Raw genomic sequence first — 12,728 nt, forward strand, 5'->3', positions numbered from 1 at the left:
CGGTGATGGTTTATTAAGTAGTTAGGTGTTACTCAAGGTAGGATCAAACCCCCCTTATCAAGGGGGGCAGGGGGGATCAAACCCCCCTTATCAAGGTAGGATCAAACCCAAAATTAAATCAACTTATTGTTTAGTTATAACCTAAGTTCGGGATGCTGAGTTATTGACTTTGGTTTGATAAAGTTTAAAACAATTTTGCATCACCTCTCGCGGCTTTCCTTGACTTTGGCTAACAAGAGAACTTATTTCCTCCTCAGTAAAAGTCACTCCAGTTTGACTTAGACGATGACTAATAAACTCTTTAATTTTAGCTTCATCCCATAATTTAATCGGAAATTGTTGACAAATTCCCTCGAAAGGTGAATCACCTCCTTTGTTATCAGGAAATAAAACATCAAGGGAACGATTAGCCGCTACTACTAATCTTAAAGGTGGATCGGGACGATTGGCCAACTCTCTTAATTGACTTCTAAGCTGATAGCTGAAATATTTTTGAGTCATATTATCTACCACATCCAATAATAACAGGATTTTGTGTTTTTCTAATTCCCTAGTTAATCTAGTTCCTTTGAGCGGTTTATCGTAATTCGCAGCTATACCAATCTGATGACATAATTCATAATAAAAATCCTTATCTCCTGCTAATCCTTCTAAGTTTAAATACAAGGGTTGTCGATGACTAAGTAAATACTCCCTTGCTTGATGGTAAATTCCCCAAAGCAGGGTGGTTTTTCCCGTTCCCCTTTCCCCGATAATAGCAGCACTACTGCCGGAATTTAAAACCTCAAAAATATCTTTAATTTCTTGTTCTCGGCCAAAAATCTGCTGAATTTCTTTAATACCTCCGGAAGTGGGTTTAAAAGGATTATGGGCATTTTTTTGGGGTTGTAATTGCGGAAAATATTTAAAAATAGTCTGAACTGGAATCGCTCTTCCTCCTAAATCACTGTACTCATCTCTGGTTATATTCACCACTCCGCACACTTTCCCCGTGCGTAAATTTAACAGAGGTGAACCACTAAAACCGGGTTGTACTTGCCCTAATTTAAACTTGATTAGGGGGTTTTCATCCCCCGTTAAACCTATATACTCAAAGTCACTAGGATCACCGTTCGGATAATCGTTGGTATAGCCGAAAGTGTATAATTTATCTGTTAATTGTAAATCGTGATCAAAATCGACATATTTGTGATCTAAAGACGAGTTTAATTGTAAAAGAGCCAGATCGATCCCGTCTAGATTCGGTAAGTCGATAATTTTAGCCCCAGAAATTTGACCTTGCCAAATTATCTCGATAGTCTCGTTATTATCCCGCGCATCTTTTACCACATGAAGACAGGTCAAAATTAACCCTTGTCCCACAAAAAAGCCTGTTCCTGACGCATCGATTAACTTTAACCTGACAGTGTACGGAGGTAGAGATTCCGGGGTAAGCATTTAATCAATTTATCCTCCCCATTCTAGGGTAATTTTTAAATTTCCCTTTCCTTCACCTTCCACAATTAAAGCGGTTAGTTTACCAGATTTTACCCTGACTTCTACCCCAAATTCTACGGTGGCCTTTTTGGGCTGCACTTTACTTATCGTAGCAGCGATCGATTCAGTAACTGCCTCAATTGTATCAGCCACACTTTGAAAGTCAAATATTTGATCGGATACTTCCCGTTCACCACCGAAACTTCTCGCTTCCACTAACATGGTGACATTTTCTTTAACTTTAACTGAAATAATCTCATATTTAGATTCTGGCATAAGGCTCCTTCAATGACCCATTTATGGTTTTCTCGATTGCTTCTCGGACAAACTTATAGCGGAACTAAAAAGGCTTATATATATTTCGGCACGGATTCCCATTATACTAGAAAGTATAAGTCAAATCGAGGGATTTTGTCAAGTCTTTTTTGCCATTAATCTATATAATTGTCGGGTTGCTTACCGGTCATTGTCCTGAAAAAAATTATGCCCTGGTTTGTTAAACAAGCATATATGCAGCGTTTAATCAAGTCAGTCCCGATGAAAAAATTTTCACCCCCACAGATGAAAGAGGTTTCTTTCCCTACACCCCACACCCTACACCCTCTTTCAAGTCAGGACAGGAGGCAAAAAGGGAATCATTGGACAGAAAGAGGCGATGGGATGTTATTATTTAAAGCCGATTCCCCGGAAGCAGCCGAATCGATCATCGGGCAGCATCCCCTGGCGAATAGTAGTGGAATAGGCTATTAAAGGAGTGAACCCTGTGCAAATATTCACAACAATCCCCGGTTTACGCACTTTTTTGGCTGATTATCGCCATGATCGCAGTATTGCCCTCGTGCCAACCATGGGCGCTCTCCATAAAGGTCATGCTAGTCTAATTCGACGCGCAGTGACGGAAGCGGAGGTAACTGTGGTCAGTATTTTTGTTAATCCTCTACAATTTGGCCCCACAGAGGATTTTTCTCGCTATCCCCGCAGCCTTGACAGCGATCGCCAATTGTGTGAATCTTTGGGAGTTGCTGCTATTTTTGCTCCCAGTGCGGAAACTTTAGGAATTGGTGATTCTGAGGAGATAACCGCAGTTGTTTCCCCGATTTCTCTGACTAGCGGGTTATGTGGTGCTTTTCGTCCGGGACATTTTCAGGGAGTAGCCACAATTGTCACGCGGTTGTTTAATATTATTGCACCGACGATCGCCTATTTTGGCGAAAAGGATGCCCAACAGTTAGCGATTATCCGGCAATTAGTCAGGGATTTAAATTTAGCGATCGAGATTCGCGCTTGTGCTACAGTGCGAGAAACATCGGGATTAGCAGTTAGTTCTCGCAATCAGTATCTATCGGCGACAGAAAGGGAAAAAGCGACAATTATCGCCCAAAGTTTGCAATTAGCCCTCGAAAGTTTTCGTTTAGGGGAAAGACAAAGGGAAAAACTACTGGCTATTGTGCAAAAAAATCTCGACAGAGTGCCAGAATTTCGCCCTCAGTATCTGGATTTAGTCCATCCCCAGAGTTTACAACCGATCGAGCAGATCGAGACAGGGGGACTATTAGCGATCGCCGGATTGATCGGTCAAACCCGTTTAATTGATAATATTATCTTGCGTCAACGTCGGGCAGTTATCGCTATTGATGGACCTGCTGGAGCAGGAAAATCGACGGTAACGCGCTTAGTAGCGGAAAAATTGGGGTTAACCTATCTCGATACCGGTGCGATGTATCGCGCGGTGACATGGTTAGTGGTGAATTCCGGTCTGGATTTGTCCGCAGAAGCGGCCATCGCCGAGTTATTATCTTTAGCGAAGATAGAAATAATCCCGGCCGATAGTCCCGAAAATGTGACTATAGTGAAGATTAACGGGCAGGATGTGACTTTAGAGATTCGCTCTCCCGCAATTACCTCGCAAGTGTCCAGAATTGCCGCTCAAAAAGCGGTGAGACAACAGTTAGTCACCCTGCAAAGACAGATGGGAATGTCGGGGGGAATAGTTGTGGAAGGTCGGGATATTGGTACTAATGTTTTCCCAGAAGCGGAATTAAAGATTTTCTTGACAGCGACATCCGAAGAAAGAGCGAGAAGGAGATTAAAAGACTTAGAAGCGCAGGGAAATGGAGGTATTAGTCTCGCAGAATTAACCCAAGAGATTGAAAAAAGGGATTATTTGGATAGTAATCGCTCCCTAGCACCCCTGCGAAAAGCCACAGATGCGATCGAAGTTAATACCGATCATCTCACTATTACAGAAGTCACGGAAAAAATCATTGCTCTTTATCATCTTAACTCAGGTGATTTAGGGGGATAATTATGCAGTTAAATTACCTGACTTTATCATCTATCTGTTTAACGGTAACTTCCTTGATAATTATCGGCAGTCCAGCTATATCTTTAGCCGATCACAGATCACCAATAACTTTAGCTGCTAGGGATTTATCAAACCAGCAACAGGGACGAACAATTATTCTTAATGGTCGTTCTTTGCCCGTTTCTTGGCGACAGTGGACAGCAGCAAATAGTACCAGAATCGCCATGGGTGACACGGGAGCAAGACAATTATTTGGCATGGATTTTCTTAGCACAAATGATCCAAAAAAGCAACCGATAAGCTGGTTTAATTTACAAACTTTATCGGCTAATTTCATCGGTTCCGATCGCTGGCTGGACGTTACGGATATTTTACTAAAAATGGGGGCAACAACCACTATTAATGGCGATAGTTTAAATATTAACTTTCCTGCTCCTCAGATTCAAGATATTCAGCTAGAAAATTATGGAGCAGTACAAAGGATTATTATTCAACTCGATCGCCCGACCTTTTGGCAAGTTAGTCAGGCAAAAAATCAGGCAGTGATTACCCTAGAAGGAAATGCCCAGCAATCGCTCGTCTCTAGGTTTCAACCCCAAACTATCAGCAACAGTAATCAAAATAACGATGAAGATGATCTAGGTAACTCTAATAATAACTTACCCACTCAGATCACTTCCTTAGAAAATAATGGGGTGATCAGTCGTTTAAAAATTAACCTTCCCACTGCCTACGGATTACAGATCAGCAGTGTGGATAATCCTCCCCGAATTATCATTGATTCTCGTCCCGATGCTATGGATGAAAAGCGCATTGTTTGGCAACCAGGGTTAATCTGGAATCAAAAATATATCCAGTTAGACAAAGATTGGTTTCCCGTGACTTGGTTAGAAATCGATCCTAGAAATCCTCAGATAACTATTAAACCAATTACCGCTAATTCCACCTCAATGCGCGGCACTAATCCCCTGATCACGATTAATAGCGAAAGTAACGCAGTAGCGATGATTAATGGCGGCTTTTTTAATCGTAATAATCAGTTACCTTTGGGAGCAATTCGTGTGGATGGCAAATGGTTATCTGGACCAATTTTAAACCGAGGAGCGATCGCATGGGATAATCGTGGTAAAATCAGGATCGATCGCCTGAGTTTAGAGGAAACTCTCATTACTGCCACCGGACAACGTTTTCCCCTAACCCAGTTAAATAGTGCCTTTGTGGCAGCCGGCTGCAGTCGTTATACTCGCGATTGGGGAAGTAATTATCATCCCCTCACCGAGCGGGAAACTGGGTTAGTCGTCCAAGGCGATCGCGTGACGGAGAAATTAAATAATCTTTTGCCACAGGATAGTATAGACATACCAGAAAATGGCTATTTAGTCATCTGCCGAAAGACAGATATTAATTTAAATATTGGTGAGACAGTCAACCTCGATAGCGTCACCCTACCGAGGGATTTTGCCAATTATCCTCAGATTTTAGGTGCTGGCCCCCTATTATTGCAGAATGGGCGCATAGTTTTGGATGGAAATGCTGAAAAATTTAGTCCGGCATTCCAAAATCAACAAGCTTCCCGCAGTGCGATCGCAGTTAGCCGAGAAGGAAAAATTCTGCTAGTTGCTATCCATAATCGCGTCGGGGGAAGGGGGGCAACTTTAGGCGAATTAGCTCGAATTTTGCTGTTAATGGCGGCAACAGACGGTTTAAACCTAGATGGGGGTAGTTCCACTGGAATAACCTTAGGGGGTTATCTGCTCGATCGCTCTGCCGTTACCGCCGCAAAAGTCCATAATGGAATAGGGATATTTTTATCCCCGTCTCCTTGAAAAGTGTGAAAACAATGGATAATAGCGACTGGATTAAACAATTGCTGCTGATGGGTATTGGCACTACTTCCATGGTGGCAGAAAAGATCAAAGAAGTGAGCGATGAATTAGTAAAAGACGGTAAAATCAATTCCGATCAGGCTAAAAACTTTGTCGATGATCTGATGACACAGATGAAGTCCGAACAGGGAAACTTCGAGAATAACTTAGAACGCTATATTCGCCAGATTTTGCAGGATTTAGGGGTTCCCCGACAATCGGAAATGGACGAACTGCGGGGAAGGATTGATAGATTAGAACGACAGGTGAGAGACTTAGAGAATAAACTCTGGCGTTAGGGAACTATGAAATCAATGCGCGAAATCTTGCTCAGTTTTGCTATCATTGCGGTTTGTGGCTTATTTTTAATCGTTGCTTCCCTCTTTGGTGGAGGGGAAAAAGCCAATGCGATCGCCGCAGAAACCAATCCACCCCCTATCACTCAAACTATTAATAAGGAAATCATCTCCATGGATTTAGATCAAGCAGTTACCACCGATTCGGGACTAAAATACATCGATATCGTGGAAGGAACTGGAGAAACTCCCCAAAAAGGTCAAAAAGTGACTGTTCACTACACGGGAACCCTGACAGACGGCAAAAAATTCGATAGTTCTAAGGATCGCAATCAACCTTTTACCTTTACCATTGGAGTTGGTCAAGTGATCAAAGGATGGGATGAAGGAGTCGCATCGATGAAAGTCGGTGGACAGCGTACCTTAATTATCCCCCCAGAATTGGGTTATGGTGCGCGGGGTGCCGGTGGGGTGATTCCTCCCAACGCGACTTTACTTTTCGATGTGGAATTGTTGGGAGTTAAATAGGTTTTTCCTCTGATTTTTCACTTCTACCCGCATCGATCCTGAATGCGGGTTTTTTGACAAATTGCCAGAAGCTAAGGGTAAAATCAGGAAGATTTAGTAAATTCTAGACCGTTTTCGCTACCGTAACGTTCCATAAAACGCATAAAACGATCCCACTCTGCGGGAGAATTAAAAATAACCGTAGCTTCGATCGCCGTGGGTTTACCGTTGATGAATTTGCCTTTTACTTCCCTGGTGACGATTTCTCCTTCTTCATCGACGAGATACATCCCCGTGATTTCCTCGGTTTGTTGATCTCCGAGGATAGTCGGTTGATCAAAATAAAATTTTGCCGATCCCTTCTCTCCCGTTTTAGTGCGACTTAAGCGGATATCGGGAACAACTGGTTCTTTTAACCCCCGGGAAAACTGAATTTCTGCCATTACTTTTCTTTATCCTTCTCATAAAATAGACATTTCTAGATCATCTCACACCAAGTCGCAAGTAAAAAGCAGATGGGACACCATAAACTTAAAGTATCCACAGTAAACTCGCGGGGGTGGGTTTGACTGATGAAAGATCACTTGTAAACCTCTCCCTTCCCACTGATAACCAATAACTGAGATGAGATGGTTTTATTAGAAGCAGCGGTTCATTCTTCCCTACGCGCTTTTTTACGCGAACAAGGACGCTTTTACTGGTCTCATCATCTCACTATGGGGCGACTGGTGGCTAGAGCTTTACGCTTAAAACGGTCCTCTCTCATACAAACTGGAACTACTCTCACCCGTTATTGTCTCAGTTATCTCACCCCGGCTCTTTTGGGTAATACACCTGTTCTGATTGTTGCCCCAGAGTCGGAAGTAAACCTACTGTTAGAAGTGGAAATCCCCCATCTGCAAGCATGGTTACAAACTCAGCGAGATATCCTCAAAAGCGATCGCTTTCCGGCTAATTTTACCGGTTTACTCCTCACCACACCCCAACAATGGTTAGAGGATAAATTGGGCAATCTCGGTCATTTTCCCCAGAATATCGCCACTATAATCGATCGAGCCGAAGATTTAGAAACTTGTCTAGTCGATCATCTCACCGTCACCATTACTCCCGAACAATGGTCTGCTTTAGGGTCAGCATATCCCCAGCATAGAGAGTTTATAGACTTAATTAAAGCACAACTTAGCCAAAGTATTCTTGGTCATCCCATTAATCCCTATAATTGCTATCTTATTGATGCCAAGGAAAAAGAATATATAATTGCTCTCCTGCAACGCTTACATCAAGACTTAACCACTGATTCTGTTTGGCAACTTTTAGCGGCAAAAATCCCCGAGCATAATTATCTCCTCTGGACATCAGTAGATCGAGAGCGAGAAGAATTTACCCTAAAAATCAGTCCTTTAGAGGTGGCTAGTTTTCTCAAACCGATTTGGCAGCAGCAACCCTTTGTTTTAATCGGCAGTTTTTTAGATAGCGAAAAATCCGCTAATTTATACCGTCAAAATCAAGGTATCGGAGAAATTTTAACTCTAAAGTTTGCAGCCGATCGCGAAAGTGCATATATTCATTTATATCTGCCCGATCGCATCAGCGCCCCCAATACCCCCGAATTTCAACCGATGTTATTAAAGCAAGTGCGGGAATTAGTTAGTGCTAATCATACCAGTGAACAACCGATAGTAATTCTGATTGAAGATGTTCCCCTCAAAGCACAAATTGCCACCCAAATCGCAGCCGATTACGGTTCGCGAGTACAAGTGGAAAAAACTGGGATTAATAGTAATACTATTCTGGTTTCTGGTTGGCAATTCTGGCAAACCCATCAAGAAAAATTTCCGACTCCCAGTTTATTAATTATCGCTACTTTACCCTTACCTTCCCCCGAAAATCCTCTTGTTGCTGGCAAAATTGCTTACTATAAACGACAACATCTCGACTGGTTTCGTGCCTATCTTTTACCCACAGCAGTGAGGGAAATTCAGAAATCTGTTCAGTCTCTCCGGGAGTGTCAGGGTTGTGTGGCTGTTCTTGATAATCGTGTCAATGCTCGCAGTTATGGCCGACAAATTCTCTCCGCTTTAGAACCCTATGCTAAAGTTAATTATCTCGATCAACAATTTTTTCAAGATAAAGATTAAATCAGTTATCAGTTATCAGTTATCAGTTATCAGATGGGGTGCATCTCAATTTTGTAGAAATATCTATATTACATTTGGGCGCACGCAGTGCGCCCCTACCATTGACGCGATAATATTATTGTAGGGGCGAATTGCATTCGCCCTCTTGGAATAACTTCTGCTGCTCACCAATATGTGAGAGAATGTCACCAATAAGAGATGCACCCTATCAGTAATCAGTTCACTGTTCACTGTTTACTGATCACTGATCACTGATTACTGATAAAATCTCCCCCAGAGCCATATTTCCAACTATCCAAATAACGATGGTAAAGATATTTTTGCTTGTCGGGTAACTTTTCTAAAACAGGTTTTAAGCTGGTTGCTAAGGGATATAAACCACTATACAAAGCTAAATTAAAATAATGTCCTGTCCAATCAATAAAAGGACTGATACCTACTTGCGGAATCATCGGTAAAACTAATTGAGGATTAACCAAAGGCAAAGTTTTTGAGAGGGAAGAAAACTGCACCACATCCTGTAAAAACGGTTTTAATACCTCATCTCCCAACTTATTCATTACCCGAAAAACTCCACTCATTAAGTCATTAATTTGATTGGGATTAGGGTTAGCAGACATCTGGACACTCATGGTTTTTTGAAATAGCCACGTTACCGATATATTTGGTTGATAGGGTTGTAAAAGGGCTAAATCTTCTCGGTTTAAAGCATCGATTTGTAAAGCTTCCTCAATGGCGAAAGTTAGCCTTTTTAAATGCCTAACCATTGCCCCAAAACCACCAAAACTGACCGGAGATTGACTACCACTACTATCTCCCACTGCCAGAATTCTTGACCAGGGCATCTTTAAAGGACTTTGACGATAGGCAGGGAAAAAACCCGCTAGAAAACGCTGAAAGTTTACCGCTTCTAAATCCACCTTTTGATACTCCGGCAGTAATCTTAAATACTCCTCCATCAAAAATTCTAAACTAAAGCGATCGGGATGAGTATCAAGATAGGTAAATAAATAAGTTGTCCGACCATCCCTAGCGGGAAATGCTTCCCAAAAGTATTGACATTGGTGCAAGATTGGGGTAAAAGAATAAATCAAATCACCAGTTTCATTACTGGGAAAACCCTGACCGCAACTACCCACCACTAAACAAACTCCATCGGGTTTTTCTCCTTTTCTGGCCTGTTTTGCAATTGGCGAAAAATGACCCATGGCATCGATTAATAAACGGGTTTTTAAAGTCATTTCTCCCGTTTTAACCATTACCCCGTCAGGATGAATAATCCCCCCGCTAAACCCGGAATTTTCTAATAACTTTCCTCCCGCTTGCAAAAACTTATTTTTTAAAGTCTCTAGCAAATAAACTGGATCAACACCAATATTTAAAATATCTCTAACCCAAAGCTCATAACCTTGATAAAATCCCACCCTCCCAGGATTATATTCTGTCGCTATCGCTTGATTTAATTCAGCTTCGGTCAATAAATCTAACTCTAAAAAACTGCTTAATTCTAAACGTGAAATATTCCACTCCTGCTCACGACCGCGCAGAATACCTCTTTCTAATAATGCCACACGCCAGCCCCTAGTTTGTAAAGCAGCCCCGATAAAAATTCCCAAAGTTCCCCCCGCAATAACTAGATCAAAATCCGTCTCTCCTAAAGATTCTTGACTTTGATTAATTACCGTGGGAATAAGCGGATTTTCTAAACGCAAAGCTTGCCAAGCTCGATCACTGGCTCGCAATTGTTGTAAACTCTGAGGAGATACTCGATCGAGTAAAGATGCAACTAAAGACATAATCTTATATCAGTTATCAGTTATCAGTTATCAGTTATCAGATGTGAGTTTTCAGTTATCAGTTCACTGTTTACTGACTGAACACTCAAAAAAGCACCCTTCTAGTCGTTTCCTAACAGTGGAGACTTGCTACCTCACCATTAAGATAATTGCTATATCTAGAGGATAAAACTACTTAGATTGGAAAAACTTTTTCCCTTCTTCAATGAGTTTATTAATATCCTTGAGAGAAACTCCAAAAATCGCTAGAACTCCCGTAAAAACTAATAAAAAACCGATAAAACTATTCCGATCATAGAGAAATAAACCCACCAAAACGATAAAATAGGGAGAGAGAATTTTACTAATATTTTCAACTACAGTAACCACCTCTGGAGTAGGAGTCTCAACAAGATTAATATCAGTTTTATCCTGATCTGGTTCGAGATTTTGCTTAATTGAAAACATCACCTCCTGTAAGTCTTTTACCTCCGGTGGGTTCGGTTCCTTCGCTGGTTTGCCAAACATTGTTAACTCCCTCGCCAATTTATCTATATCCTCTATGGTAGCCAAAAAGAGGGCAAGCCGGAAAAGCGCGAGCAAGTCGAGAAATTCTCAGCGCAATTTTCCTTAACAACCCCCTCGGCATCAGCTGCTATAATCAGAGGAACAACTCCCCAGTTCGTTAACGGTACAAAAAAACTATGAATACCAGTCCAGATCGTGTGATTATCTTCGATACCACCCTTCGAGATGGGGAACAGTCCCCGGGTGCCGCTTTAAATGTGGATGAGAAGCTAACCATAGCCCGCGCACTGGCACGACTGGGAGTTGATGTCATTGAAGCAGGTTTTCCCCACGCTAGTCCGGGGGACTTTGATGCGGTGCAGAAAATTGCCGCCAGCGTCGGCAGCGAAGCTGATAGCCCGATTATTTGCGGATTAGCCCGCACTACTCAAAAAGATATTAAATCAGCAGCCGATGCGCTCAGACCCGCCGCCAAGCCCAGAATTCACACCTTCCTAGCCACATCTGATATCCACCTCAAATACAAACTTAAGAAGACTCGTCAGGAAGTTCTTGAGATTGTGCCGGAAATGGTGGCCTATGCTAAATCTTTCCTTAATGATGTGGAATTTTCCCCCGAAGATGCCGGCCGCAGCGATCCGGAATTTCTCTATCAAGTCCTCGAAAGAGCGATCGCCGCAGGAGCCACCACTGTTAATATTCCCGATACCGTCGGTTATACCACCCCCAGCGAATTTGGGGCTTTAATCCGTGGTATTAAGGAAAATGTCCCCAATATCGACCAAGCGATTATCTCCGTCCATGGTCACGACGATCTAGGGTTAGCGGTGGCTAATTTCCTCGAAGCAGTTAAAAATGGCGCTCGACAGTTGGAATGTACTATTAATGGTATCGGTGAGCGTGCCGGTAATGCTTCCCTAGAAGAATTGGTGATGGCCCTTCATGTCCGGCGCTCCTATTTTAATCCTTTCCTTGGTCGTCCAGCAGAGTCCACGGAACCTTTAACCAAGATCAACACCAAGGAAATCTATCGCACTTCTCGCTTAGTTTCTAATCTTACCGGCATGATCGTGCAACCGAATAAGGCGATCGTCGGTGCTAACGCTTTCGCACACGAGTCGGGAATCCATCAGGACGGGGTGTTAAAACATAAACTCACCTATGAGATTATGGACGCAGAATCGATCGGTTTAACTAATAATCAGATCGTTCTCGGTAAACTCTCTGGCCGCAACGCTTTTCGCTCTCGGTTACAGGAATTGGGTTTTGAGCTTTCGGAAACGGAACTTAATAACGCTTTTATCCAGTTTAAAGAAATGGCTGATCGCAAAAAGGAAATCACCGATCGCGATCTAGAAGCTATTGTTAACGATGAAATCGATACGGTTCCCGATCACTTCCGTCTCGAATTAGTACAAGTGTCCTGTGGAAATAGTGCCAGACCCACGGCCACGGTGACGATTCGCACTCCTGACGGTAGCGAGTTATCCGATGCGGCCATTGGTACAGGGCCAGTGGATGCTCTCTGCAAAGCGATCGATCGAGTGGTTCAGATTCCGAACGAATTAATCTCTTTCTCGGTGCGGGAAGTTACCGAGGGAATCGATGCTTTGGGAGAAGTGACTATCCGTCTCCGTTACGAAGGACGCACCTATTCTGCTCGCGCAGCCGATACCGATATTATTGTCGCCTCCGCTCGTGCCTACGTCAGCGCCTTAAACCGTCTCCACGTCGCACTGCAGCAGAAGGAAAAAACCCCCGAAATGCTACAAGTCTAGATAGGGTTTTAGGGTGTTAGGGTTTTAGGGTTTTAGTTGAAATTCCCCCACTACCCCACC

12 protein-coding genes are annotated in these 12,728 nt (G+C 42.7%); 7 read left to right on the forward strand and 5 right to left on the reverse strand.

Annotation, left to right across the window (positions count from 1 at the left end; all coding sequences use genetic code 11):
* Positions 1-141: 141 nt before the first annotated feature.
* On the reverse strand, positions 142-1,437 hold the full coding sequence (locus IM462_RS04120; protein WP_287702885.1) for a S1 family peptidase: 1,296 nt from the start codon (positions 1,435-1,437) through the stop codon (positions 142-144).
* 9 nt (positions 1,438-1,446) lie between these two features.
* Positions 1,447-1,752 (reverse strand): CU044_2847 family protein, encoded by a 306-nt coding sequence (locus IM462_RS04125; protein ID WP_016516640.1) that lies wholly within the window; start codon positions 1,750-1,752, stop codon positions 1,447-1,449.
* Between the two features lie 207 nt (positions 1,753-1,959).
* Between IM462_RS04125 and IM462_RS04130 the strand changes: the two genes are divergently transcribed.
* From IM462_RS04130 to IM462_RS04150, 5 genes are read left to right on the forward strand one after another with little or no spacing between them, the layout of a single operon-like run.
* Positions 1,960-2,226, forward strand: a complete 267-nt coding sequence (locus IM462_RS04130) for a hypothetical protein (protein ID WP_287702888.1) — start codon at positions 1,960-1,962, stop codon at positions 2,224-2,226.
* A 13-nt stretch (positions 2,227-2,239) separates the two neighbouring features.
* A complete protein-coding gene (locus tag IM462_RS04135; protein WP_287702890.1) occupies positions 2,240-3,781 on the forward strand; it encodes a bifunctional pantoate--beta-alanine ligase/(d)CMP kinase in 1,542 nt (513 codons plus the stop codon).
* Between the two features lie 2 nt (positions 3,782-3,783).
* Positions 3,784-5,607: a phosphodiester glycosidase family protein gene (locus tag IM462_RS04140; RefSeq protein WP_287702892.1), complete on the forward strand. Its 1,824-nt coding sequence runs from the start codon at positions 3,784-3,786 to the stop codon at positions 5,605-5,607.
* Positions 5,608-5,621: 14 nt separating this feature from the next.
* On the forward strand, positions 5,622-5,945 hold the full coding sequence (locus tag IM462_RS04145; protein WP_002773863.1) for a phasin family protein: 324 nt from the start codon (positions 5,622-5,624) through the stop codon (positions 5,943-5,945).
* A 6-nt stretch (positions 5,946-5,951) separates the two neighbouring features.
* Positions 5,952-6,470, forward strand: a complete 519-nt coding sequence (locus tag IM462_RS04150) for an FKBP-type peptidyl-prolyl cis-trans isomerase (protein ID WP_287702894.1) — start codon at positions 5,952-5,954, stop codon at positions 6,468-6,470.
* An 83-nt stretch (positions 6,471-6,553) separates the two neighbouring features.
* Here IM462_RS04150 and psb28 read toward each other — a convergent pair whose 3' ends face one another.
* Positions 6,554-6,892, reverse strand: coding sequence for a photosystem II reaction center protein Psb28 (gene psb28 / locus IM462_RS04155; RefSeq protein WP_002755988.1), 339 nt, complete (start codon positions 6,890-6,892; stop codon positions 6,554-6,556).
* 186 nt (positions 6,893-7,078) lie between these two features.
* Here psb28 and IM462_RS04160 point away from each other — a divergent pair, with 186 nt between their 5' ends.
* A complete protein-coding gene (locus IM462_RS04160) occupies positions 7,079-8,587 on the forward strand; it encodes a helicase C-terminal domain-containing protein (RefSeq protein ID WP_287702897.1) in 1,509 nt (502 codons plus the stop codon).
* A 248-nt stretch (positions 8,588-8,835) separates the two neighbouring features.
* Here IM462_RS04160 and IM462_RS04165 read toward each other — a convergent pair whose 3' ends face one another.
* Together IM462_RS04165 and IM462_RS04170 are read right to left on the reverse strand one after the other, a co-directional pair.
* The gene (locus IM462_RS04165; protein WP_287702899.1) at positions 8,836-10,383 is read right to left on the reverse strand and encodes an FAD-dependent oxidoreductase; all 1,548 of its coding nucleotides are present in this window, start codon (positions 10,381-10,383) and stop codon (positions 8,836-8,838) included.
* Between the two features lie 171 nt (positions 10,384-10,554).
* Entirely contained in the window at positions 10,555-10,890 is a 336-nt protein-coding gene (locus tag IM462_RS04170) for a hypothetical protein (protein ID WP_002738082.1), read from the reverse strand.
* A gap of 176 nt (positions 10,891-11,066) precedes the next feature.
* On the opposite strand from IM462_RS04170, the gene IM462_RS04175 reads away from it, so the two are divergent.
* Complete coding sequence (locus IM462_RS04175) at positions 11,067-12,668, forward strand: 2-isopropylmalate synthase (protein ID WP_287702902.1); 1,602 nt, start codon at positions 11,067-11,069, stop codon at positions 12,666-12,668.
* Positions 12,669-12,728: the final 60 nt, after the last annotated feature.

It is taken from the genome of Microcystis sp. M144S2 (assembly GCF_020246065.1).
Classification (GTDB): domain Bacteria; phylum Cyanobacteriota; class Cyanobacteriia; order Cyanobacteriales; family Microcystaceae; genus Microcystis; species Microcystis ichthyoblabe_A.

What these genes read in the sequence shown, in the direction of transcription:
- IM462_RS04120 (WP_287702885.1), bottom strand. Translation starts at nt 1,437, where the DNA reads ATGCTTACCCCGGAATCTCTACCTCCGTACACTGTCAGGTTAAAGTTA.
- IM462_RS04125 (WP_016516640.1), bottom strand. Translation starts at nt 1,752, where the DNA reads ATGCCAGAATCTAAATATGAGATTATTTCAGTTAAAGTTAAAGAAAAT.
- IM462_RS04130 (WP_287702888.1), top strand. Translation starts at nt 1,960, where the DNA reads ATGCCCTGGTTTGTTAAACAAGCATATATGCAGCGTTTAATCAAGTCA.
- IM462_RS04140 (WP_287702892.1), top strand. Translation starts at nt 3,784, where the DNA reads ATGCAGTTAAATTACCTGACTTTATCATCTATCTGTTTAACGGTAACT.
- IM462_RS04145 (WP_002773863.1), top strand. Translation starts at nt 5,622, where the DNA reads ATGGATAATAGCGACTGGATTAAACAATTGCTGCTGATGGGTATTGGC.
- IM462_RS04150 (WP_287702894.1), top strand. Translation starts at nt 5,952, where the DNA reads ATGAAATCAATGCGCGAAATCTTGCTCAGTTTTGCTATCATTGCGGTT.
- psb28 (WP_002755988.1), bottom strand. Translation starts at nt 6,892, where the DNA reads ATGGCAGAAATTCAGTTTTCCCGGGGGTTAAAAGAACCAGTTGTTCCC.
- IM462_RS04160 (WP_287702897.1), top strand. Translation starts at nt 7,079, where the DNA reads ATGGTTTTATTAGAAGCAGCGGTTCATTCTTCCCTACGCGCTTTTTTA.
- IM462_RS04165 (WP_287702899.1), bottom strand. Translation starts at nt 10,383, where the DNA reads ATGTCTTTAGTTGCATCTTTACTCGATCGAGTATCTCCTCAGAGTTTA.
- IM462_RS04170 (WP_002738082.1), bottom strand. Translation starts at nt 10,890, where the DNA reads ATGTTTGGCAAACCAGCGAAGGAACCGAACCCACCGGAGGTAAAAGAC.
- IM462_RS04175 (WP_287702902.1), top strand. Translation starts at nt 11,067, where the DNA reads ATGAATACCAGTCCAGATCGTGTGATTATCTTCGATACCACCCTTCGA.